We start from the raw sequence: 766 nt of genomic DNA, 5'->3' as shown, positions 1-766 counted from the left end.
GGAACTGGTCAGGATCGGCTGTCGAACGGCTCCAATGCCACAACGCCTGTTGAAGCTGGCTGAGTCTCGATGGTAATCAGGAAGTCTTTTGCTTTACCGCCTCGATCACCTATTTCTCTTCGCCAACCAATCATCTGCTCATGGATATTGGCATAAGCCTCAATATAGACTTCATCTTGTGGTTCACGAAATATTTGCCCTGCCTTCTCAATTAACAGAAGACGAGCATCATCTTTCTTTATCGTCCCACCGCCTGTCGCGATTTTTGAGCCTTGGAAGTAAGTGTTTAGAGCCATAGCTAAGGCATCAAGAACAGTTGTTTTTCCTGCACCGTTATTACCAATTAGTACAGTAAAACGCTCATGAAAATTGAACCTAGCCTGTTCATATTTACGGAAGTTTCGCAAGATAAGGTGATGCAGTTGCATGGCGATCTCCAGTTCGGGCCAGGGAGGCTTATTCCCATATCGAAACAATGCGCTAGATGATTGATTATAAGGGGGAACAGCAGTCGAGGATACATGGATGTATGAATGGCAATATGCTGATCAGGTCAAGCAACCCGCCTGGCTGTAAGCCGCCTCCGCACCAAACATTACGCCAGTCACTCGACTGGCGTAATTTTATAAACAAAATCAAATATATATAAAATAACCATGATAATCAAACACATATAACTTATTCATGTACAGAACCTTAAGCGGCAAGCAAATTAATAACACCGTCTAACGTGTTGTTTTGCTTGGATTTTCTCTGCCTACTCTTT

At 43.3% G+C, this 766-nt stretch carries 1 pseudogene; it reads right to left on the bottom strand.

Annotation, left to right across the window (positions count from 1 at the left end):
- Positions 1-203: 203 nt before the first annotated feature.
- Positions 204-428: pseudogene (locus ACYVG7_RS10020) on the bottom strand (AAA family ATPase); the annotation flags it as partial.
- Positions 429-766 lie beyond the last annotated feature (338 nt).

It is taken from the genome of Pseudaeromonas pectinilytica (genome assembly GCF_054780855.1).
The sequence above is the reverse complement of the archived record's forward strand: the minus strand, read 5'-3'. Positions and strand labels throughout refer to the sequence as shown.